Raw genomic sequence first — 22428 nt, forward strand, 5'->3', positions numbered from 1 at the left:
TTCGGCCACGGTTGGCGATTCGATCGAACGTGCTTGTCCGGCGCAGCCGCTAAAAAGCCAAAGTGTCGCGAATGTAAAAACAAGGGTTTTCGTCATAGTCATCAACTGCTAGCCGGCGATCCGGTTGAAGTTTCGGAAGTCGCCGGCGGTTGTCGGGCAACGCTGTTTCCACTGCTTGGCTGCCCTGGATCCGGGACGGCTCTGCAGGGAATCGGCCGTTCGGTCGTTGGTTTGTCTCCTAAAACTTATAGCCGATTTGAGCAAAGAACGTTCTTTGCGGCAACGGATGGTTAAAGAAGGCTTGGTAGTCGTTGATATTGTCGACGCCCGCCGAAATATGGCCGGCGTTGTTGAAGCGGTAAGTGGCCTTCAAATCCACGTAGACCGATTCGGTAAATGCCGCGTAGTACGGTAACTGCAGATCCTTGTTGTCGAGTTGGGCGTACATTCTGCCTTGGTAGCGGGTGCCGACCGAGAAGTCCCAGTCCTTGCCGTAGTGGTAGGTCGTCAACAGGTTGGCACGATAATCCGGTAACAGCGGAAAGCTCTTGCTGACGTAATTGACGTTGGCGTCGTTCTTTAGAATTTTCGAGTTCAAAATCGTCGTGTCCAGTTTGATGTCGAAATTCGAGTCGAATATCCGGTCCTGATTGATCGTCAAATCGATACCGTTAATTTCCACTTCGTCGATCGACGCCAACATGCTGCTGAAGTTGCCGGCGTTCAGATTTAAGCCTCCCGGCCCGAAGGTGGCGGGGTCTTGGGCGATTAACAGCGAGTTGGAAATCGTCGAACTGTAAATGGCGTTGCGCACGTTTTCATGGAACAGATTCAAACGGATATAGCCGTTATTGAAATCGTACTCCCCCATCAGGTTGTGATGGGTTCCGTCTTCCGGCTTTAACAGCGAATTGGCCAGACTGACGCTACCCCTCAAGCTGTTGGAGTTGTCGAACAATTCGCCGACCAGCGGAAACCGGTAGGCCTTGGCGACCGAGTAGCGGAATTTCCAGCGGCCGGGTTCGTAACCTAACGAAAACTTGGGCGACCACGTCGAAGCTTGCCGGTCTCTTGGCGAGTAATCGTTGTTGCCGGACAGATAAATGCCGTCGGATACGTTCCAACGTTCCAAGCGGCTGCCGAATGTGGCGTCCCAGTCCTGGATAAAACGCCAGGACAATTGGCCGAACAGACCGTAGGTGTCGGTTGCGCCGCCGCTACGCAAGGTTAGCCTGCCGCGATTGGTGCTCGTATAGTTGCTGGTACTATATTGGCTGGTAAACATTTTGGCATGTTGATATTCCATGCCGGTCGAGAAGGAAAGATCTTCGCGATCGAAAAACTTTTGGTTGTCGAATTTCGTCGAAATATTGATCCAGCCCATGCTGTCGACATCGCTGATTTGGCCGGCGTTGGTATTGTTGGGGTCGCTGGGATTTAAGGATGAGGAGATCGTCTGGTCGTGCAGTACGTCAAAATAGCTGACATGGGTATCGGTATTCCAATTGCCGAACAGTTGGCCTTTCAAGCCGCCGCCGAGCGTTAGAGTTTGCCGATTTTGTTGGCTGGCGCCGAAGTTGGTCCCGACCGGGACGATCCGCAAGCCGTTGTAGTTGTAGGTCGTGCTGCCGTTACCGTACACCGGGGTGCCGTCGGCCTTTTTCAAATAGGTCTGGCCGACACTGGTGACGTCCAGGTTTTCGAAGGCCACGGTGAACAAGGCGTCGAGTTGCGGATTGATTTGGTAGCCGCCTTTCCATTTGTACAAATCGTCCACTGAGTGGACAACTCCGCTGTCGCCGTAGGACAGACGCGGCTGGCCGGCATAACCGCCTTGGTTGGCCTGACTGCCGACGGCTCTGGGATTGCGTTCAAGATAGGCGCCGCTGACCGAGCCGGTTCCGGAGGTGTAAGCTCTTAGCGCTCCGCCGTTGGCTCCGGAAGTATTCGAATAGTTGTAGGTGGTCATCGGTTGGCCTTCGTTCTCTAAATGGTTGTAAGAGAAGTAGCTGCTGAAATCACCGAATTTATCGCCGTAAGAGCCGAAGGTCCGAAATCCTTGCAGATTTTTACTGGTGCCTTCGAATTGGTAGGGTTGGAAGATGTAGGTTGCTTCCGTATAGACCTCACGTTTTTGCGGTAGCAGGGTATTGAAATTGATCACGCCGCCCATGGCGTTTCCGCTATATTCGGCGGAGAATGGGCCGGACAGAATATCGACCGACTTGATTTCGCCCGGACCGATCAATCCCCAGCGCGGCGAGCCGTTGAAGGAATATTGCAAGGCATTCCAGATTGGCATGCCATCCATAAATACCATGACCCTGCCGCCTTGGTAAGGGTTGGAGCCGCGCATGCCGACCGGCGCATTCGGATCGCCGATATAGCGCTGTCTGACGAACACGCCGGATTCGAACTTGATCGAATCGGAGGTGGTGACGGCGTTGGTTTCGGCAATGTCTTTCTTGGAGATTTTGGTTTTAGGTGTCGATAGGTCGGTCTTCGACGGTTTTTCGGGGCGACCGTCTTCGGAGTCTTCGGAAACGATGACATCGGCTAGCGTATCGTCCTTGGTTTCGGCCGCTTGCAAGTTAAAGGAATACAGGATGGTGGGCAGTGTCAGTAGCAAAGATGTCTTTTTTAGAGTTTCTCGCATGTCGAGTTTCCTTGAAAATGAAATAGGCTGCGCCGGCGCGGAATCAATTTGCGTCCGCCAGGCTTTGTTTACCGCAGTGGGCGAGCAAAATCAGCGCCTGCAATTCAAGGTATTGATAAGTAGAAGGTTTTATCTGGCGGACAACAAGAATAAAAATAAACTATGTTATATAAAGAAAAAATTGTCGCTGGAGCGAGGCAAATCACCGAAATTCAACTTAACAGCGATAAAGTGCGATGGTTTTTGTTTTGCTTTCGAACTCAACGCTTAGACGCCGTTCAAACTATTTCCGATCATTTGGCGACGAGAATGCGTCTGAAATTGTCGGGCCGCGCGAGTATTGCGGCGAATCGAAAAAACTATGTTATTTAACGGAGTTTCGTTCCGTGTTGCCGAGGAAAATATGAAAACACTAGGCTGGCTGGTTCTGGTTATGTTGACGATGGGTGGGTGGCATCCGCTTTGGGCCGAAGACTTGGTGTTCAAGCCATTTCGGTCCGATAGTTATCGACAAATGCTGGCCGCGTCCGCCCATGAGCCTTTTCTGCTAGCGATCTGGTCGGTGGATTGCCCGTCCTGTCTGAAAGACATGGCCAATTTGAAGGCAATACACGAAAAACATCCGACACTGAAAATCGTTATGTTGGCGGTCGACGATGGCGAGGCTTTGCCGGAGATACGCAGGATCATCGCGGAGGAGCGTTTGGAGACCCTGGAGAACTGGGTGTTCGCCGACGAGAATCCGGAAAAATTGCGCTATGAAATCGATCCGGCGTGGTTCGGAGAATTGCCAAGAACCTATTTCTTTGACGCCGCCCATCGGCGGGTAGGCAAGAGCGGCGCCTTAACGATGGATGAATTCGAGGCCGAACTCGCCAAGTTAAAGCGCTAGCTTTGAAGCAACGTTTTGATACGTTATTGCTCGACGGTGACGAATGCCAGCTTCGATATACCGGCATGTTGCACTGTCGCCATGACCTCGGCGACCTTGCCGTAGTTAACCCCTTGATCCGCGTAAATGTGAATCACGATTTCGGGATTCGCGGCCAATTCGCCTTGTAACGTGGTCTCCAATGCCGCCAAGTCGGCGATGGGGTTTTTATTTAAGGTGACGCCGCCTTGAGCATCGATGCCGAGTTGCATCGGTTGTTTTTCGGTGTCCGGAGTGGTCGAGGCGGTCTTGGGCAGCGCCACGTTGACCGATTGCGTTAACAGCGGCGCGGTGACCAGCAGTATGATCACCAATACCAACATCACGTCGACCAGCGGCGTGACGTTGATTTCGCTTACGGCTTCGTCTTCTTCGGAATTGGTTTTAAAGCCCATTGATTACTCCTTGTCTTTGGCGTTGTCGCCGAACGCGATATGCAGGAAACCGTCCACGAAATTTTCCAGCGAGGCGCGGTGGTGTTTGGCCCGCCGCATGAAAAAATTGTAGGCCAATACAGCCGGAACCGCTACGGCAATACCGATCGCGGTGGCGATCAGCGCGTCGCCGATCGGGCCGGCGACCACGTCCAGACTGGCCGAGCCGCTGGCGCTGATGTCGTGCATCGCGTGCATGATGCCCAGAACGGTGCCGAACAAGCCTACGAACGGCGCGGTGCTACCGATGCTGGCCAGCATGGTCAGGCCGCTTTCCATTTTGCGTTGTTCCAGTTGGGTTTGATGCCGCAAGGTTTGCTCCAGCAAATCCTGGGGCGAGCCGCGGAATCGCAAGCTGGCACAGGTCTCCGGATGACTCATTTCAGCCAGCCAGGTAAACCCGCAAGTCGCGATGCGGGCTTTGGGGCCGCGCAGTTTTTCGGAAGGCAATTGCTGGGCGGCGGATAAGTCGGCGGAGTCCCAAAATGCTTCGTTGAATTGCTTGTTGTAATAGTTGTTCTTGGCGAATTGCCAGATTTTGAAAAAAATCAAAGTCCAGGTTATCAACGAAAACGCCAGCAACGTATACAACGTGGCGTCGATAACCAATTCCGGGGCAACATGGTAGGGCATTAATTTCTCCGATTTTATTCACGCAATGTAAAGATGATGGGGACGATCACCGAGCTGGCCACCGGTGTTTCGCCGCGCTTGGCCGGGATGAATTTCCATTGTTTGACGGCTTCCACCGCCGAGTCGTCCAAAACCTCGTGGCCGCTGCTATGATCGACGGCTACGCTATCGGCCAAGCCTTCGGCGGACACTTGCACTTTCAGCAATACCTTCCCTTGCCAGCCCCGGCTTTTAGCTATCATCGGGTATTCCGGCTTGGGGTTGTGCGCGTAATTTGCGCGAAAATTGGCTTCGGTGAACGGTTCGGCCTGAGTTGCCGTGCTGGGCGTGGCGGTGACCGCCGGCGACGGATTGGCCGGCGCGGTCACCGGTGTCGGCTGCGTCTCGGCCGCCGCCTCGCTGGGCGCGTACTCCGGCGCTTTTTGGACGATCGGCGGCGCCTTTTTAGGCAACGGCTTGGGCTTGGGTTTCGGTTTGACTTCGGGCGGCTTTTTCTCCGGTGGCGCGGGGGCCGGCGGCGGTGGCGACACGCTGGGCTTGGGCGCCGAGATCGCGATCATCGAAACTTCCATCATCAGCGGTTGCGCTTGAGTCAGGGCTTCCACCGGCTGCAACAGGTACCGTAGTCCCCAAACATGCAGCAGCAGTACCAACACGCTCAGCAAACTCAGCATATTGGAAGGTCGTTCCTCGCCCAGCAAATCCCGCCAAACCGAATCGCTCGCCGCCCGAGGAGCCGGTCCCGTGCCGCCAAAGTTCGCTAGCGGGCTGGTCTGCAAAGCCTCTTCGTGGGTTTTAAATAAATACATGAATGCAATCAGTGCTGGAAGGTATGCAGGTTCTAAATTCGATCTTACATTGTAAGTTATTTGCCGGCCCGGGACGAACTTCGCTTCGCTTGCGAGCTGGTCGTTTCCGGCAAAACAGTCTCATTAACATAAGACGCTTCAGAAATTAAAATCCCCACCAAAGAATTGCGATTGCGGTCAATCCTGGGTTCTGTGGCATAATTTCAACAGCTTTTCGCTTGCATCCAACACTTGCCATGCCTTCGAAACACCCATTCCCCGCCAAGGAAAAACTTTCCACCCTCGCGTTAAGCGCCATCGGCGTGGTGTTCGGCGATATCGGCACGAGTCCGCTTTATGCGATGAAAGAGGTGTTTCACGGTGGTCTGGCTACAGATACCGAGCACGTGCTCGGGGTGTTGTCGCTGATCTTTTGGTCGCTGACATTGGTCGTGAGCTCCAAATACGCCACATTCATCATGCGGGCCGACAACCGTGGCGAAGGCGGCATCATGGCGTTGATGGCGCTGGCGCTGCAAGGCGCCAGGAACGATCCGCGCCGTAAGGTATTCATTGTCACGCTGGGGCTGCTGGGTGCCTCGTTGTTTTACGGCGATAGCATTATCACGCCGGCGATCTCGGTGTTGGGCGCGGTGGAGGGCTTAAAGGTCATCGCGCCCCGTTTGCACGAGTACATCGTGCCCGCCGCAATCGCGGTCCTGTGCTTATTGTTTATCTTGCAGGCCAAGGGGACCGGCGTCGTTGGCCGCTTGTTCTCGCCGATCATGTGCGCTTGGTTCGCCACGCTAGCGTTGCTGGGTATTGTCAACATCGGTAGCGCGCCCGAGGTATTGATGGCGGTCAATCCCTTCCATGCCCTGCATTTGTTGGTGGAGATCGGTTGGAAGGGCTTTTTGATCATGGGGGCCATTGTGTTGGTCATCACCGGCGCCGAGGCCTTGTACGCCGACATGGGCCATTTTGGTTTGAAGCCTATCCGCTACGCCTGGTTTAGCGTGGTTTTTCCGGCGCTAATGCTGAATTATTTTGGCCAAGGCGCCTTGCTGATTCGCGATCCGTCGGCGATCAGCAATCCGTTTTATCTGTTGGCGCCGAATTGGGCACAATATCCGTTACTGATTTTGTCGACACTGACTACGGTGATCGCGTCGCAGGCCGTGATTTCCGGCGCGTTTTCGGTGACCCGGCAGGCGATACAGCTAGGCTATTGTCCGCGGATGACCGTGCGGCATACCTCCGGCTATGAAATGCGCCAGGTTTACGTGCCGGCCATCAATGGTTTGATGGCGGTATGCGTGTTCGTGCTGGTGCTAAGTTTTAAATCGGCTTCGGCGTTGGCCTCTGCTTACGGCATTGCCGTGACCGGTACCATGATCGTCGACACGATATTGGCTTTCATCGTCATTCAGGGCTTGTGGCGTTGGAATCGCCCCACCAGCATCGCATTTCTATCGATTTTCCTGTCGGTGGATTTGTTGTTCTTGGCGTCCAACAGCTTGAAGATTCCGACCGGCGGCTGGCTGCCGCTGGTGGTGGGCGCGATATTGTTCTTGGTGATGACGACCTGGATCAAGGGGCGCGAATTACTGACCAAGTATCTTGAGGATAGGCGGGTGTTATTCGAGGAACTGGAAGAGCGCTTGAAGACCCAGCCGCCGGTCACCGTGCCCGGTACCGCGATTTACATGGCTCGTAGCATGCACGGGGTGCCGCAGGTCTTGTTGCATAACCTGGAGCATAACCGGGTGCTGCACGAGAAGATCATCGTGTTGACGATTGTGACCACCGAAGAGCCTTATGTCGACGAATCGCATCGCGTAAAAATCCGGGCGTTCGGCCACAACCGCAGTTTTTACCGGGTGAAGCTGTATTTCGGCTTTCAGGAGGAACAGGATGTGCGCCGGGCCTTGCAACTGTGCTGCCACGAGGGTTTGGACATCAACCAAAAAACGGTGTCGTTTTTCATCGGTAGCGAACGTTTGGCGTTCCGCCGCAAAAGCCCGATGCCGAAGTGGCGACGTTCCTTATTTAGTTTCCTGACTCATAACTCGACCAGTGCGATCGAGTATTTCAAAATCCCGGTCGAGCGTGTGATCGAGCTGGGCATTCGTATCGAACTTTAGCCGCTAAAATTCGCTTGGGCTAGAGCCCGGGAGCAGCGGGTTGCCGCTTACCCAACTTCGATTCTTTAATGGCGGCGTTGGCCGTGATCATGCTGGTGGTGTTCGCCGCCCGCCATATTGGCGCTTGAACCGCCGCCGAAATCGCGTCTTGTCTCGGCCCGGTCCCGATGGCCGTGTTCCCTGTTGTCCTCGCCGCCGTGCCACTCATGGCGCTCGTTCCGGCGATGCCAGTTGCCTAGGTGATGTTCACGGTCCCTGAAGTTCGGTTCGTGCCGCTCATGGTGTTCGTGGCGGTCCCAGTGGCGATGATCGCGGTTGTAACCGGGTTGAATGTAATAGGTGCCATAGTTGAATTGGGTACCGGGAGAGTAATAACCACTACCGTAGCCTTGATAGGGCTGATCCACGCTGTAAACGGAACCATACCCGTAACCGGCGTAGCCACGTTGGTAATAACCCGTCGCACAACCCGACAGGGTGAACGCGGCAATCGCCAATATCGTGACTTGCAGGGTTTTCATAAAAAGCCTCTTGGCTATTCGCTCGTTTGAGTTAAGTGGACTCCAGAGTAACCGCGTCCTCTTAATAGCCGCTTAATAGCCGCGAATCGCTCGCTTCGATTGAACGTCTTATTTCTAAGCAACGTCCAGAAAATGGACGCTGATTCCGCTGAATCGCTATTGCGGTTTTATGTGCTTAAGATTTTGATTTAAATCAATAATATTATGTTTTATCAAGTTGGTACGTTGCTTGCACTAATAGGCACCGAGGCCTGCGCCGCCCGCAGATGAAAGCACTTCAAGACGACGAAAAGCACCCCGCTGATCGGCGCCGGCCTCGTTCAAACCTATAACAGTACAATGAGGAATCAACATGGCTATAAGTGCAGCAACAAAAGCCGCAACCGATGCCTTGGCCGTCAACCGCGCGCCAACCAGCGTCAACGCCCAGGAAGTCCATCGGTGGTTGCAAAGTTTCACTTGGGACTTTGACAAAAATCGGACCAAGTATCCTACCAAGTACAAAATGGCGAACGAAACCAAGGAACAGTTCAAACTGATCGCCAAGGAATACGCCAGAATGGAATCGGTCAAGGACGAACGCCAATTCGGCAGCTTGCAAGACGTGCTGACTCGTCTGGATGCGGGCAATCGCGTGCACCCCAAATGGGGCGAAACGATGAAAGTGGCTTCCAACTTTTTGGAAGTCGGCGAATATAACGCCATTGCCGCCACCGGCATGCTGTGGGATTCGGCGTCCGCGCCGGAGCAAAAAAACGGCTACTTGGCCCAGGTGTTGGATGAAATTCGCCACACCAACCAATGTGGTTATGTGAACTATTACTTCAGCAAACATTTCCACGATCCGGCAGGCCACAACGACGCGCGCCGCACCCGCACCATCGGGCCGCTGTGGAAAGGCATGAAACGGGTATTTTCCGACGGCTTCATTTCCGGCGACGCGGTCGAGTGCTCGGTTAACCTGCAATTGGTCGGCGAGGCCTGCTTCACCAATCCGTTGATCGTCGCGATCACCGAATGGGCGGCGGCCAACGGCGACGAAATTACCCCGACCGTGTTCCTGTCGATCGAAACCGACGAGTTGCGGCATATGGCCAACGGTTATCAAACCGTGGTGTCCATCGCCAACGACGCGGCGGCATCCAAATATTTGAACACCGATTTGAACAACGCGTTCTGGACCCAACAAAAGTACTTCACGCCGGTATTGGGTATGTTGTTCGAATACGGCTCCAAATTCAAAGTCGAGCCTTGGGTCAAAACCTGGAACCGTTGGGTTTACGAAGATTGGGGTGGCATCTGGATCGGCCGTCTGGGCAAATACGGTGTCGAATCGCCACGCAGCTTGCGCGATGCGAAAAAAGACGCTTACTGGGCCCACCACGACCTGTTCTTGCTGGCCTACGCCTTGTGGCCGACTGGCTTTTTCCGTTTGACTCTGCCAACCAAGGAAGAAGCGGATTGGTTCGAAGCCAACTATCCAGGCTGGTACGACCACTACGGCAAAATCTACGACGAGTGGCGCGCTCGCGGTTGCGAAGATCCGAACAGCGGCTTCATTCCGTTGATGTGGTTCATCGAAAACAATCACCCGATCTATATCGATCGCGTTTCGCAAGTCCCGTTCTGCCCTTCATTGTGCAAAGGCGCCAGCACCTTGCGGGTCCACGAGTACAACGGCAAAAAACATTCGTTCAGCGACGAATGGGGCGAGCGCATGTGGTTGAGCGAGCCGGAACGTTACGAATGCCAAAACATGTTCGAACAATACGCGGGACGCGAGTTGTCCGAAGTGATCGCCGAACAGCACGGCGTGCGTAGCGACGGCAAAACCTTGATCGCCCAACCGCACACCAGCAAAAACGGCAAGTTGTGGACCTTGGACGACATCAAAAAGTTGAACTGCGTGTTTAAAGACCCGCTGGACGCACTGTAACCGTCGTTCTCACCACTATCTTAGGAGACAGCTCAATGTCTGTACAAGTACAACAAGGAAAACGCGGATTGACCGATCCGGACATGGTTAGAGAGATTCTGGAAGCCATTCCCGATCAGCCGCTGGATACACAACGCAAGATGAACTATTTCGTTAAGCCGCGCGGTCGCCGGCTGACTGAATACGAAGTATTGACCTGCTACGCGCAACCCACGCCGGACTGGATTCCGGGTGGCTTGGACTGGGGCGATTGGACCCAAAAATTCCACGGCGGCCGCCCGTCCTGGGGTAACGAGACCACCGAACTGCATTCCACCGATTGGCACAAGCACCGCGATCCGGCCAAACGCTGGCACGCGCCTTACGTGAAAGACAAAGCGGAAGAATGGCGTTATACCGATCGCTTCCTGCTGGCCTATTCATCGGAAGGTCAAGTTCGCTCGATCGACCCCATTTGGCGGGACGAAGTATTGAACGACTATCTTGGCGCGTTTTGCTTCAACGAATACGGTTTGTTCAACGCGCATTCCTCGGCATCTCGCGACTGCTTGGGTGACACCTTGCGGATGAGTATCGCGATGATCGGCTTCGATAAAGTCGATAACGCGCAGATGATCCAATTGGAAAGAACCTTTTTGGCGAAATTAGTGCCTGGCTTCCCCGAGTCCACCGACGAGCCGAAACGCGAATGGACGCAAGGCAGCATCTACAAAGGTGCTCGCGAAACCGTTCAGGACATCTGGCAAGCCACTTACGACTGGAACGAAATCCTGTGGTCTTGCCACATGGTTTACGACCCCTTGTTCGGTCAGTTCGTGCGTCGCGAGTTCTTCCAACGCCTGTCGTCCTATTACGGCGATACCTTGACGCCGTTTTTCATCAACCAAATGCAGCTGTATTTCTCGCAAACCAAGGGCATCACTTCCGACATGTTCTTCGAATGTCTGGGTGACGATGCCGAGTTTGGCGACTACAACCGCCGGATGATGCGGGCTTGGACCGACAAGTGGTTGCCAAGAACCGTGCAAGCATTGCAGGACTTCATGGGCATTTTTGCAAAAATCCCGACCATTCCCGGCGTGACCAGCAAGGATGCCGTCGAGGCTGCATTGGAGCGGGTCTTCGACGACTGGAAACTCGATTATGCCGACAAAGTCAGCTACAAATTCGACAAGGCCGCCATTATCAAAACCATTCTGCAAGGCTTGAAATAAGGAGAGCAACATGTCAGTCAGTTCTAACGCGTATGGCGCCGGCATTATGGCCAAAACCGGCAAAGCCTTTGCCGACGAGTATTTCGCCGAAGAAAACCAAGTGGTGCATGAAAGCAACGAAGTGGTTCTGGTGCTGAAAAAATCCGACGAGATCAACATCGTCGTTGACGAAATCTTGCTGGGCGACCGCAAGGCCGACAACCCGACCTTGGTGGTCGAAGACCGCGCCGGCTACTGGTGGTTGAAAGCCACCGGCAAGATCGAAGTCGATTGCGAGGAAGTTTCGGAATTGCTGGGTCGTCATTTCAGCGTCTATGACTTCCTGGTGGACGTTTCGTCCACGATCGGCCGCGCCTTTACCCTGGGCGAGAAATTCACCATCACTTCCGAGCTGATGGGCCTGGATCGTCAATTGGAAGACCTGAAATCATAGGAGTTTTTACCCATGGCAAATTACAACATTCATGACAACCCGGTTCGCGATGAATGGATCAAAAAAATCGGTTCGCTCAATACGCTGGCCAAAGGCGTGGAAATGCTTAACGAGTTTCGTCTCAAGTACACCACGCCGCTTCGTGCGAGCTATGATCTTGAACTCGATTGGGGCTGGATCGAGTGCAAGCTCGAGGAAAAGGTAGCCTTGTTGAAACACAAGGAGTTGAACGATCAGCAAATCCAAAACCAATGCGCCAACGGTGCCGATGCCCAGAAGGAAGCGGATGCGGTGCTCGCCAAAATGGCGGCCTGCACCGATAAATTCGCGGCGGAGAAAATCCATATCGGTTTCCGCCAAGCCTACAAGCCACCGATGATGCCGGTCAACGTGTTCATGGACACCGACCGTATTCTCGGCACCAAGCTGATGGAATTGCGTAACACCGACTATTACGAAATGTCTCTGGAAGAGCTGCGTAAAGTGCGCGGCGTCAGAGTCGTAACGCTGCAATAGTCGGCCATCGAATTGCCGGCGAGCGGGCCTTTATTCGTATGCGGGAGGCCCGGTTGTCGGCATGTTAGGGTTCCGCCATGGATGGCGGGCTCTTCTTTCCCCGTTTCTGGTTGGGACGCCGGATCGCGTCTCGGCTTATTCTCAATCTAACTCGATAGATAGCACGATGGACTTACTAGCCAATATCAAAACGGCGACGCCACTGCCGTATCCGGACGCTACGGCGCCGCTGACCAAGTTATACGATGTTGCCCCCTATACCGCGTTTGGCGAAGACTTGGACTTCATGTGGCGCTGGACCATCTACCGCGACCGCAAACCGGTGCAAGAAGGGTGCTCCTTGACACTGGACGCCTCCCGCCGGGCGGTAGAGCACGTGATGGCGTTTTTCAATGTCGCCGCGGCGCGCGTCGGCCAGGGAGACGCCTAACATGATGCATAACGTCAAAATTAAGACCGAGGACGGCGAATCGGTCGCCTTCGATTGCGGGGACGACGAAGACATCATCAGCGCCGGCTTGCGCCAGGACATTTATCTGATGGCTTCATGCCGGGAAGGCGGTTGCGCGACCTGCAAGGGATTTTGCACGGAAGGTGATTACGAAATCGGTAAGGTCAGTGTTCAGGCCCTGCCGCCCGACGAGGCCGAAGAGGGTTTCGTGTTGTTATGCCGTTGTTTCCCGACGACCGATCTGGAAATCGAAGTGCCGTATACCTATGACCGGATTTCGTTTTCGCCGGAGGGCTTGGAATTCGACGCCGAAATTGTCGAATTGGCGCAGGTGTCCAGCAATGTCGTGAAATTGTGCTTGCAAAAGCTGGGCGACGATCAGCAGATCCGCCTGGATTCGGGACAGTACTACAACTTGGTCATTCCGGGCACGGACATCAGTCGGTCTTATTCACCGGCCAATACCGCCAACAATCGCGGCGAGCTGGAGTTTTTGATTCGGATCGTCGATAACGGTAAGTTTTCGTCTTATTTGCAGCAGGATGCCTATGTCGGTCAGACGATACACGTAGTCGGGCCCTTGGGCGTGTTCGGATTGAAGGAAAACGGTTTTACGCCGCGCTACTTCGTGGCGGGCGGCACCGGACTGGCGCCGATTTTATCGATGGTGCGCCGCATGCACGAATGGGAAGAGCCTCAGCAGAGCGTGATTTATTTCGGCGTCAATACCGAACAGGAAGTGTTCTACGCCGACCAGCTTCAGCAGCTACAACAAGCCATGCCGACCTTGTCGGTGCGGATTTGCGTGTGGAAGGCCAGCGACGGCTGGCATGGCGAGAAAGGTAGCGTCGTCGATATTCTGCGCCGCGATCTACAGGGTACCGGCGTCAAACCCGATTTGTATTTGTGCGGTCCGCCGGGCATGGTCGATGCCACCTATGCGGTCTGCGCCGAAGTCGGCATTCCCCGCGACAAAATTTATCTGGAAAAATTTTTGCCTAGCGCCGCTTGATTCCGATGAAAAGCGAAGATCAAGCGTTTATCAACGAAATGGTCATGGAACTGGAAGACAGCATTCGCGCGCTGACCGCCGAAGAAAGCCGCTTGGTCGCCAAACTCGGCGAAGAGCGGGTGGCCGAGTTGCTCGAATACTGGGAGCGGCGCATGCCGTCCGAAGACGAGGAGGCCTTCAGATTGGCGTTGGACCATAACGACAAAAAACTGACCTGGGTTTGGCTCAGGCTGAAACGGGCCAGATTGTCGCGGGCGCGGGCGGGCCAGGCGTTGATGAAAAACCGAACTTGATCGCGGCCACTATCCCAATCTTTCCCAAAGGTAACGGATACCTTCATGAAAAGCGGTTCCGGACGAACGGCTTTTCGGGGATGGATTGGATTTTTCGAACATTGGCCCATGCCCGCGCCGGTTCTCCTCAGGGGAGTATCCGAGTTGGCGAGGCGTGCCGGCCTATCACCAGCATACGAGACTTATGAGCAAACAAATTATTTACAACCCCGAGGCCCGCTTGCGAATTATGCAAGGCATGGACACCGTGGCCAGGGCCGCGGCGGCGACATTGGGTAGTTCCGGGCCGGCGGTGCTGATTCAGCACCGCACCGACGGCATGCCGCCGATCTTTACTCGCGATGGCGTGACGGTGGCCAACTCGATCATCCTTGAAGATCGAGTGGCCGACTTGGGCGGTAGAATGCTGCGCGATGTGGCCGGGTCGGTGTCGCGCCAAGTCGGCGACGGTACCACCACCGCGATCGTACTGGCTCGCGCGATCGCGGCGGAATGTTTGAAAAGCATCGCGGCCGGCTTCCATCCGCTGCAATTGCAAAAAGGCCTGGACTTGGCGCTGACGCTGGTTGAAATCGAATTGCGGCGTCGAGCGCTGACCGACGTGACGCCGGACTGGATCGCCCGGATCGCGGCGGTGGCTAGCAAGGACGAGCCGGGCGTTGGCGCATTGCTCAACCGCGCCTTCGCCGAATTGGGCCATGACGGCCCCTTGACCTTTCAACTGGGTAACGGCCGCGACGACGAATTGGATGTCGTCGAAGGTATTCGCTACGATCAGGGCTATTTGTCGCCGTATTTCGTCACCGACCGCGGCCGGGCCACGGCGGAATTGGAACGGCCTTACATCTTGCTTTGCGACCGGGAGATCGTCGATCTGATGGATCTGGTACCCATCCTGGAGCAAGTGGCCGACCAGCACCGTTCGCTATTGGTGATCGCCGAGGATGTCCGCGACAACGCGTTGACCGGGATGTTGCTGAATCACATCCGCGGCGTGTTCAAGACCGTTGCGGTCAAACCGCCCGGTTTTGGTGACCGTCGTCTGGACCGGCTGAACGACTTAGCCTTGTTAACCGGCGCCACGCCGGTGTTGCAAAGCCACGGTACCCGGTTGGAAGATTTGACTCTGGAACAATTGGGTCAAGCGGAACGAGCCATCGTCGGCGCGGAAACCACCACGATACTGGCCGGTGCCGGTGATCGGGAGGCCGTGGCGCGCGTCGTGTCCGGCTTACGTCGGGCACTCGCGGACGTGCGTGCCCGAAAACCCGGCGATGGCTCGCCAACCGGCAATCAGCATGAAGCCGACGAGCTGGAAGAACGCATCGCGATGTTGTCCGCTAAGACCGGCGTGTTTAGCGTGGGCGGCATCACCGACATCGAAATCAAGGAACGCCTGGTACGCATCGAAAATGCCTACAAGTCCGCGCAAGCGGCGCTTGAGGAAGGCGTGATGCCGGGCGGCGGCGCCGGGCTAGCCGCCATTTCGGCGGTCCTGGACGAGGTGATCGCCGAGAACGCCGAGCAACAGCGCGGCGTGGCGATTTTAAGCCAAGCCTTATCCGCGCCGTTGCGGCAATTGCTCGGCAATGCGGGATTGAACGGCGAAGCCGTCGCGGCCGAACTACGCCGGCATGCCGGCTCAAACTACGCCTTTGATACGCAACGGCAACGCTTGGGCCCCTTCTTGGACATTGGCATCATCGATCCGGTGAAGGTCGTTCGCTTGGGATTACGAAACGCAGTGAGCATCGTTGGCACGCTAATGGCCAGCGAATCGGTGGTGATGGATGTGCCCGATCCTACCATTATGGCCGGCTATTCGCCGGAATGGGCCGCGGCGACCCGCGAGGACCCGCGCGCGTGATGCAACCTACCTCTTAAACCTCCTCTCTCGACTAGAGGATTCTCCGCTCCGGGAATCTTGCAACTCCGAGAACAGGCAATGTGACGTTATGTCGCATTGCCTCTTTTTTTTATTTTGTTATGGTGCGCGTTCTACTCAAAACGAACGAAAAGCAGTCTAAGCCGCTGTTTTTTATTTAGTTTCGCGCCAAAACCAAAATCGGCGCCCGGACATCGAGACAAGAAATGGATATTGCGTTACGGTTACCCGAAACCGCCAGAATTGTTCAGGAAACGTTTCTGCACAAGCGTACGCTGGAATTCGAAGTCGACCGCCCGGTTCAAGCCTGGCGCTGGATGAATCAGACCCGCTCCGTGCCGGACCAGAGCGACTGGGTGCGGCCGGAAGTGGCCGAAGCCTGGCGGCGTTGCTTGGAGGATTACCAATTACCGCTGGGGAATTTCGCCAACTGGCAGCGCTCGGGTCAGGGCACGGCCGGAGGCGATGCCCAATCCCAACAAATCGCCGAGTCGCTGGCCGACCTGGGCCACCAGTTCCACGTATTTTTAAAGGAAGCCGGCGTGATGCTGGTATTGGCCGCCGCCGACGGCGCGCTGCTGCAGGTTTTGGGAGAAAATCCCTTCCCCAGCCCATTCATGCGCAACCTGTACGAACAGAACAGCCGTTGGAGTGAAGCCGTGTTGGGAAATAACGGGATCGGTAGCGCCGCGTTGCTAAAACGCCCGATCGCATTCCAGGGAATGGAGCATTTCCTGAGTCTGTTACACCCGTTCAGCACCGTCGGTTACCCGTTGCTGGACGACAACGGCGAATTGCTGGCGGTGATCGGATTGGTTGCCGATCGCCAGGAGAGCATGAATTCGTTGTTCGCCTTTTTGCACCTGCTCTGCGTCGTGTTGAATACCAATCTGCCGCTGACTCGCAGTCCGGCGGCGCAAGCCAGGGTCTTGGAAAAAATCCCGTTCAAATTAGCGAAAAAGCCGCCGCACACCGAAGAGCCGGCGATGTCCGAGCAACTGGCGGCCTTGGTTGATAAGGCGGTTAAGTTGCAGCAATACAAGATTCCTATCCTGATCACCGGCGAATCCGGCGTCGGCAAGGATCACTTCGTCAATCTGCTCAAGCAGGCCGGGCCGCGTCGGGAGCAACCGCTGATCGCGATCAATTGCGCTTCGATACCGCACGATCTGATCGAAAGCGAGCTATTCGGCTACGAGGCCGGCAGTTTCACCGGCGCCCGTAGCGGCGGCAAGCCGGGCAAGTTTTTGCTGGCCGACGGCGGGATTTTGTTTTTGGACGAAATCGGCGACATGAGCCTGGATTTGCAATCCACGTTGCTCCGGGTGCTGGAAACCTCGGAATTCACGCCGGTTGGCGGCGCCAAGCCGATTCGGGTCGACGTACAGATCGTCGCGGCCACCAATGTGCCGCTGCTGGATGCGGTTGAGGCCGGTCGTTTTCGGCGCGACTTGTATTACCGCCTCAACGGTGCGCAAATCCATTTGCCGCCGTTGCGCGAACGGCAGGACAAACTGGCCATCATCCACCATATCCTGCAGCGCGAACTCGCCAAAATGCCGAACGCGCAGGCCATCGGCATCTGCCCCAGCGTTATTGCGCTGATAGAGCAGCACCCCTGGCCCGGCAATATTCGGCAATTGATCAACGTAATCCGCGCCACGCTGTATACCGCCGGCGGTAATTTCATCACGCGGGAGGATCTGCCGGTGGATTTTGTCGCGGAGCTGGCGAAAACCGAGCAGGAAGCCAGGCCCGAATTGGAGGCGCCGCTCAAGGCATCGCAGCCGGGCCGGACGATGACGTTGGAGGACTGGGAGCTTTACGGCATCAAAACCACGTTGCGGGCCTGCGCCGGTAACATTTCGCAGGCGGCCAAGGCGCTAGGTATTACCCGGACCACGCTGTATAAAAAAATCGACCGGTTCGGTTTGAGTCGCATGGCCGGCGAATAACACCGGCCATCGCTACGCGCCGGGGTTGCCGGCCGGATCGGCGATCACCGGATTGTTCAGCATGCCGAGGCCCTCGATTTCGATTCGCACGATTTGTCCGGCTTTTAAATAGCCGCGCGGCTTCATTTTTACGCCGACGCCCGCCGGGGTGCCGGTGCTGATCACGTCGCCGGGTTCCAGCGTCATCGCCTGGGTCAGATAGGCCACCATTTCGTAGCAATTGAAGATCATCTCGCCGGTGTTGGCGTTCTGCCGTAGTTCGTCGTCTACCCAGGTTTTCAAAGCCAGATTGTGCGGATCGGCAATCTCGTCGGCGGTGACCAGCCACGGGCCGAGCGGACCGTGAGTGTCGAAGGATTTACCCAGCGTCCAGGTGGGCGTGCGGGCCTGCCAGTCGCGCACCGTGACGTCGTTGCAGATGGTATATCCGGCGATGACGTCGCGGGCGTTGTCGACGCCGACATGTTTGCAACGTTTGCCGATCACGAAAGCCAATTCGCCCTCGTAATCGACTTTATCGGATACCGGCGGGATATGGATCGCGGCGCCGGGGCCAATGACGCAGGTGCTCTGTTTCGTGAAAAAAGTTGGGTATTCGGGTTTTTCCCAGCCGGTTTCGTTAATGTGGTCGGCGTAGTTCAGGCCGATGCCGAGCAACTTGCCGGGTCTGGGAATCGGCGCCAGCAAGGTCACGTCGGCCAACGCCAGCCTCGGCGCGCCGCCGTCGATCAGCGCTTGTAGGGCCAGTCTGGCTTCGGCGCCCGCCGCCAAAAAACCGATCATGTCGTTGGGCAAGTTGTCGTCGGCGGCGACGATGGCGTTGCCGACCAGAGCGCCGATCCGGCGTGCGCCCTTATCCAGAAAAGTCACCAGTTTCATATTTTTGTTCGATCCGAAAATCGGTCATTTTAGCCGATCGGCGGAGTTTTGGCGGCCGGCTCGGCGGGCTTGGTTCGCCCGCTCGTTGTGTTGTGGGGTACAATCTCGGATTGATTCGCAACGGTCGCAGCGACCCTTTCTGAGCAACTCTGATGACACCCGCCCAATTTGCCGAATATGCCCAACAGGGCTACAACCGCATTCCGGTTTGCCGCGAAGTCTTGGCCGACCTGGATACGCCGCTCAGCGCTTACTTAAAGCTGGCTGACGGCGCTTACTCCTATTTGCTCGAATCGGTGCACGGCGGCGAACAGTGGGGACGCTATTCGATCATCGGCTTGCCGTGTAAGACGCGCATCAAAATCCACGGATTGACGGTTACGGTTGAACGCGAAGGCGCGGCCACGGAAACCTTCGAGCATGCCCAACCGCTGGCCTGGATAGAAGAATTTCGTCAACAGTACAGAGTGCCGGATGTGCCCGGTTTGCCGCGCTTCAACGGCGGTCTGGTCGGTTATTTCGGTTACGAGACCATCGGCTACATCGAGCCGCGTCTGCAACCCAGCGGCAAGCCCGATCCTATCGGCGCGCCGGACATCCTGTTGATGGTGTCGCAGGATTTGTTGGTGTTCGACAATCTGTCCGGCAAAATGCTGTTGCTGACCCATGCCGATCCGGCCCAGGACAATGCGTATCACAATGCCAAGGCCCGGTTGGACAGGCTGGTTGCTAAGCTGCGCGAACCGCACGCCCACCCGCCATCGAGCGTAACGACCAAACATGTGCGGGAAACCGATTTCGTCTCCGGTTTTACCCAGCAAGGCTACGAAGAGGCGGTGCGCAAAGCCAAGCAATACATCACCGACGGCGATTGCATGCAGGTAGTGTTGTCGCAACGCATGTCGATACCGTTTGGCGCCTCGCCGCTGGATTTGTATCGGTCGCTACGCTGCCTGAATCCTTCGCCGTATATGTTTTATCTGAATCTGGACGATCTGTACGTGGTCGGCTCGTCGCCGGAAATCCTGGTGCGATTGGAGGACGACGAAGTCACGGTGCGGCCGATCGCCGGTACTCGCCGTCGCGGCGAAACCCACGAGCAGGACTTGGAGTTCGAGAAGGAACTGCTGGCCGATCCGAAAGAAATCGCCGAGCACTTGATGCTGATCGATTTAGGCCGCAACGACACCGGCCGGGTCGCCAAAATCGGCAGCGTCAAACTCACCGACAAAATGATCGTCGAGCGCTATTCGCACGTGATGCACATCGTCTCCAACGTCACCGGCGAATTGCAGGACGGCAAGAACGCGTTTGATGTATTGGCGGCCACCTTCCCGGCCGGCACCGTCAGCGGCGCGCCGAAAATCCGGGCGATGGAAATCATCGACGAACTGGAGCCGGTCAAGCGCGGCATTTATTCCGGCGCGGTCGGTTACATTTCCTGGTCAGGTAATCTGGATACCGCCATCGCGATCCGTACCGCCGTGATCAAGGACCAAACTTTACACATTCAAGCCGGCGCCGGCATCGTCTACGATTCGATCCCGCGCAACGAATGGGATGAAACAATGAACAAGGGACGCGCGGTATTCCGCGCCGTCAGCATGGCCGAAGCCGGCCTGGGAGGCAAAGCATGAGCGGCGTCAGATTGGTGATGGTCGACAACTACGATTCGTTCACCTACAACCTGGTGCAATATTTCGGCGAACTCGGCGCCGAGGTGGTGGTGGTGCGCAACGACGAAGTGACGGTGGAAGACATAGAAGGGCTACGCCCGGACAAAATCGTGATTTCCCCCGGTCCCTGCACACCCAAGGAAGCCGGCATTTCCGTGGAAACCATCCACCGCTACGCCGGCAAATACCCGATTTTGGGCGTCTGCCTCGGCCACCAAAGCATCGGTTACGCCTTCGGCGGTAACATCATCCACGCCAAACAGATCATGCACGGCAAGGTGTCGCCGGTTTATCACAACGATGTTGGCGTGTTCAAAGGTTTAAGCAACCCGTTTACCGCGACTCGTTACCATTCGCTGGTCATCGAACAGGCGACCATTCCCGATTGCCTGGAAATCACCGCCTGGACTCAGGACGAACAAGGCAACATCGACGAAATCATGGGCGTGCGCCACAAAACCCTGGACATCGAAGGGGTGCAATTCCACCCCGAGTCGATCCTGACCGAGCACGGGCACGATATGTTGAGGAATTTTTTGGAGAGGCCTGCCGGCTGATCTTTACGCTGCGTCGGCATTGCAGAGCACCCCGCCGCAAGTCGGCGGCAACAGCCGCCGGCTGACTTTATTCCTCCGGTTTCGCCTTCTCGCCGCGGTTGATGATTTTTTGGTCTATGGTGTCGTGCAGCAAGCGGATCAGCGCGGCGGAGCCGTCTTCGCTGGCGGCGAAGTCGTCCGGTTTGCCGAGCGCGGCGTTGACTTTGACGCCGGAAATCGCGTCGGTCAATGAAATGGTGTATTCCGCTTCCGGAAAGTCGTTATCCAAAAACAAACGGTTCAGCAGGCTTTTGGTTTTTCCGCCGGTATCCGGGTCGTAGCGGACTTGGAGTTTGTTGTCGTTGCGGTTTTTGTCGACGATGTCGATGTCGCTGAGCGTCAGCGCGGTTTCCACCATCTCCCAGGCCCGATCCAATCGGGTCATCAAGGTCAGCTGCGGTTTTTGGCCGTCGTCCTTGAAATCCACCAAGCCCGCCAGAATGGATTTTCCACCGCTCTTCGCGCCGCTCAGATCGTCGGCGGCTATCGCCGGTTGCGGGTGGGGATTTTCGATCGGCAGTACCGGCGGCAGTTCCAGATGCTTGATGTCGCGGTATTTTTCCGGGGCGTCGGCGCAGCCGGCCAAAAGCAGGCAAGGCAGGGTGTAACGCAACGTTTTCAACATGGGGTTTACTCGCAAAAAAAACGGCGATGTTCCAGAACCGGAAACGATGCCCGGGTTTTTTCCAGGCGGCCGCGGTCCACGTCGCCGCTAACGAAACCGGGGCCGGTTTTATAGCAATCCAGCACGACGCCCCAGGGGTCCACGAACATGCTGTGGCCGTAGGTTTGCCGGCCGTTCATATGAAAGCCGCCCTGATTGGGCGCCAATACGTAACACAGGTTTTCAATCGCCCTCGCCCGCAGCAAAACCTCCCAATGCGCCGCGCCGGTTTTGGCGGTGAAAGCGGCCGGCAGCACCAGAATGTCCATGCCCTTGCGCGCCATCGGCCGGAAAAACTCCGGAAAGCGCAAGTCGTAGCAGACCGCGATGCCGATCTTGCCGAACGGGGAGTCGATCAGGCAGGGCGTTTCGCCGGCCTCGATGGAATCCGACTCGCGGTAGACCTCGGCCGAATCCGGCACGTTGACGTCGAACAGATGCACTTTGTCGTAGCGGGCCACGCGATCGCCTTTTTCATTAAAAACCAGACAGGTGGCGCGGACCTTGTTGGCGGCCGCGCCGAACACCGGTATCGTGCCGCCGATCAGCCAGATCCCGTATTTTTTAGCGGTGGCGGCCAGAAAATCCTGAATGGGGCCGCTGCCGTCTTGTTCGCCGACCTTGATCTTGTCGGTCTCGTGCATGCCCATGATCGCGAAGTTTTCCGGCAGCGCGACCAGTTTGGCGCCGGCCTTGGCGGCTTCGGCGATCAGTTTGTCGGCTTCGAGCAGGTTGGCGCTGACCTGCGGTCCGGAGGCCATTTGAATGGCGGCACAGATAGTCATGTTGTCCTTATTGTTCAAATTGTTTG

At 56.2% G+C, this 22428-nt stretch carries 22 protein-coding genes; 14 read left to right on the top strand and 8 right to left on the bottom strand.

The features are described from left to right. Positions 1–238: 238 nt before the first annotated feature. Positions 239–2656 carry a TonB-dependent receptor gene (locus AC3B8H_RS02320; RefSeq protein WP_488440005.1) on the bottom strand — a complete coding sequence of 806 codons (2418 nt, stop codon included), beginning with the start codon at positions 2654–2656 and terminating at the stop codon, positions 239–241. Here AC3B8H_RS02320 and AC3B8H_RS02325 point away from each other — a divergent pair. Then, positions 2655–2927, top strand: coding sequence for a hypothetical protein (locus tag AC3B8H_RS02325; protein WP_488440006.1), 273 nt, complete (start codon positions 2655–2657; stop codon positions 2925–2927). The two genes, AC3B8H_RS02320 and AC3B8H_RS02325, sit on opposite strands and share 2 nt — an antisense overlap. Before the next feature lie 132 nt (positions 2928–3059). Continuing rightward, on the top strand, positions 3060–3548 hold the full coding sequence (locus AC3B8H_RS02330) for a TlpA family protein disulfide reductase (protein WP_488440007.1): 489 nt from the start codon (positions 3060–3062) through the stop codon (positions 3546–3548). Between the two features lie 23 nt (positions 3549–3571). Here AC3B8H_RS02330 and AC3B8H_RS02335 read toward each other — a convergent pair whose 3' ends face one another. The 3 genes from AC3B8H_RS02335 to AC3B8H_RS02345 are packed head-to-tail and all read right to left on the bottom strand — an operon-like array spanning position 3572 to position 5463. Beyond that, positions 3572–3982 (bottom strand): ExbD/TolR family protein, encoded by a 411-nt coding sequence (locus AC3B8H_RS02335; RefSeq protein WP_488440008.1) that lies wholly within the window; start codon positions 3980–3982, stop codon positions 3572–3574. A gap of 3 nt (positions 3983–3985) precedes the next feature. After that, positions 3986–4654: a MotA/TolQ/ExbB proton channel family protein gene (locus tag AC3B8H_RS02340; RefSeq protein ID WP_488440009.1), complete on the bottom strand. Its 669-nt coding sequence runs from the start codon at positions 4652–4654 to the stop codon at positions 3986–3988. A 14-nt stretch (positions 4655–4668) separates the two neighbouring features. Further along, the gene (locus tag AC3B8H_RS02345) at positions 4669–5463 is read right to left on the bottom strand and encodes an energy transducer TonB (protein ID WP_488440010.1); all 795 of its coding nucleotides are present in this window, start codon (positions 5461–5463) and stop codon (positions 4669–4671) included. A 236-nt stretch (positions 5464–5699) separates the two neighbouring features. On the opposite strand from AC3B8H_RS02345, the gene AC3B8H_RS02350 reads away from it, so the two are divergent. Then, on the top strand, positions 5700–7586 hold the full coding sequence (locus tag AC3B8H_RS02350; protein ID WP_488440011.1) for a potassium transporter Kup: 1887 nt from the start codon (positions 5700–5702) through the stop codon (positions 7584–7586). A 65-nt stretch (positions 7587–7651) separates the two neighbouring features. Here AC3B8H_RS02350 and AC3B8H_RS02355 read toward each other — a convergent pair whose 3' ends face one another. Next, positions 7652–8107 carry a hypothetical protein gene (locus AC3B8H_RS02355; protein ID WP_488440012.1) on the bottom strand — a complete coding sequence of 152 codons (456 nt, stop codon included), beginning with the start codon at positions 8105–8107 and terminating at the stop codon, positions 7652–7654. A 352-nt stretch (positions 8108–8459) separates the two neighbouring features. On the opposite strand from AC3B8H_RS02355, the gene mmoX reads away from it, so the two are divergent. From mmoX to AC3B8H_RS02400, 9 genes are all read left to right on the top strand, one after another. Continuing rightward, positions 8460–10043 carry an aromatic/alkene monooxygenase hydroxylase subunit alpha gene (gene mmoX / locus AC3B8H_RS02360; RefSeq protein WP_488440013.1) on the top strand — a complete coding sequence of 528 codons (1584 nt, stop codon included), beginning with the start codon at positions 8460–8462 and terminating at the stop codon, positions 10041–10043. A 35-nt stretch (positions 10044–10078) separates the two neighbouring features. Beyond that, on the top strand, positions 10079–11257 hold the full coding sequence (gene mmoY / locus AC3B8H_RS02365; protein ID WP_488440014.1) for an aromatic/alkene monooxygenase hydroxylase subunit beta: 1179 nt from the start codon (positions 10079–10081) through the stop codon (positions 11255–11257). 10 nt (positions 11258–11267) lie between these two features. Next, a complete protein-coding gene (gene mmoB / locus AC3B8H_RS02370; RefSeq protein ID WP_064028391.1) occupies positions 11268–11690 on the top strand; it encodes a methane monooxygenase regulator MmoB in 423 nt (140 codons plus the stop codon). Positions 11691–11702: 12 nt separating this feature from the next. Then, positions 11703–12206: an aromatic/alkene monooxygenase hydroxylase subunit gamma gene (gene mmoZ / locus AC3B8H_RS02375; protein WP_488440015.1), complete on the top strand. Its 504-nt coding sequence runs from the start codon at positions 11703–11705 to the stop codon at positions 12204–12206. Between the two features lie 166 nt (positions 12207–12372). After that, entirely contained in the window at positions 12373–12636 is a 264-nt protein-coding gene (gene mmoD, locus AC3B8H_RS02380; RefSeq protein ID WP_488440016.1) for a soluble methane monooxygenase-binding protein MmoD, read from the top strand. Position 12637: 1 nt separating this feature from the next. Further along, the gene (gene mmoC, locus AC3B8H_RS02385) at positions 12638–13669 is read left to right on the top strand and encodes an aromatic/alkene monooxygenase hydroxylase FAD-binding subunit MmoC (protein WP_488440017.1); all 1032 of its coding nucleotides are present in this window, start codon (positions 12638–12640) and stop codon (positions 13667–13669) included. Between the two features lie 5 nt (positions 13670–13674). Continuing rightward, complete coding sequence (locus AC3B8H_RS02390; protein ID WP_488440018.1) at positions 13675–13962, top strand: hypothetical protein; 288 nt, start codon at positions 13675–13677, stop codon at positions 13960–13962. A gap of 184 nt (positions 13963–14146) precedes the next feature. Further along, on the top strand, positions 14147–15829 hold the full coding sequence (gene groEL, locus AC3B8H_RS02395) for a chaperonin GroEL (protein ID WP_488440019.1): 1683 nt from the start codon (positions 14147–14149) through the stop codon (positions 15827–15829). Between the two features lie 224 nt (positions 15830–16053). Then, positions 16054–17802, top strand: a complete 1749-nt coding sequence (locus AC3B8H_RS02400; RefSeq protein ID WP_488440020.1) for a sigma-54-dependent Fis family transcriptional regulator — start codon at positions 16054–16056, stop codon at positions 17800–17802. A 12-nt stretch (positions 17803–17814) separates the two neighbouring features. Here AC3B8H_RS02400 and AC3B8H_RS02405 read toward each other — a convergent pair whose 3' ends face one another. Then, positions 17815–18681: a fumarylacetoacetate hydrolase family protein gene (locus AC3B8H_RS02405; RefSeq protein WP_488440021.1), complete on the bottom strand. Its 867-nt coding sequence runs from the start codon at positions 18679–18681 to the stop codon at positions 17815–17817. A gap of 152 nt (positions 18682–18833) precedes the next feature. Between AC3B8H_RS02405 and trpE the strand changes: the two genes are divergently transcribed. Together trpE and AC3B8H_RS02415 are read left to right on the top strand one after the other, a co-directional pair. Beyond that, positions 18834–20318, top strand: coding sequence for an anthranilate synthase component I (gene trpE, locus AC3B8H_RS02410; protein ID WP_488440022.1), 1485 nt, complete (start codon positions 18834–18836; stop codon positions 20316–20318). Continuing rightward, positions 20315–20914 (top strand): anthranilate synthase component II, encoded by a 600-nt coding sequence (locus AC3B8H_RS02415; protein ID WP_488440023.1) that lies wholly within the window; start codon positions 20315–20317, stop codon positions 20912–20914. The genes trpE and AC3B8H_RS02415 overlap by 4 nt, the downstream gene beginning before the upstream one ends. Positions 20915–20981: 67 nt before the next feature. Here the strand turns inward: AC3B8H_RS02415 and AC3B8H_RS02420 are convergent, their stop codons facing one another. Then, on the bottom strand, positions 20982–21578 hold the full coding sequence (locus tag AC3B8H_RS02420) for a hypothetical protein (protein ID WP_488440024.1): 597 nt from the start codon (positions 21576–21578) through the stop codon (positions 20982–20984). A gap of 5 nt (positions 21579–21583) precedes the next feature. After that, positions 21584–22402, bottom strand: coding sequence for a carbon-nitrogen hydrolase family protein (locus tag AC3B8H_RS02425; RefSeq protein ID WP_488440025.1), 819 nt, complete (start codon positions 22400–22402; stop codon positions 21584–21586). Between the last annotated feature and the right edge of the window lie 26 nt (positions 22403–22428).

Source organism: Methylomonas sp. BG-2 (assembly GCF_057766305.1).